The sequence below is a fragment of the Paraburkholderia sp. SIMBA_027 genome (assembly GCF_046535315.1).
GTDB classification, from domain to species: domain Bacteria; phylum Pseudomonadota; class Gammaproteobacteria; order Burkholderiales; family Burkholderiaceae; genus Paraburkholderia; species Paraburkholderia tropica.
The window spans coordinates 1-230 of record NZ_JAWRWY010001746.1 but is presented as its reverse complement, the minus strand read 5'-3'; the positions used below and the strand labels follow the sequence as shown (position 1 = coordinate 230).

At 67.8% G+C, this 230-nt stretch carries 1 pseudogene; it reads left to right on the top strand.

The window, feature by feature from the left end:
- A pseudogene (locus tag SB764_RS45140) lies at positions 1–230 on the top strand (ATP-dependent DNA helicase DinG); the annotation flags it as partial.

Here is a 230-nt window from a genome sequence, read left to right as displayed (position 1 = left end):
CCCCAACTTCGGCCAGTGCGCCTTCTACAAGGCCCGCGAAGGCATGGGCAAGGTCGATGTGATCGTAACCAACCACGACATGGTCCTGGCCGACCTGGCCCTGGGCGGCGGCGCCGTGCTGCCGGACCCGCGCGACACGCTCTACGTCTTCGACGAGGGCCACCACCTGCCGGACAAGGCCATCGGCCACTTCGCCCATTACACGCGTCTGCGTTCCACCGCCGACTGGC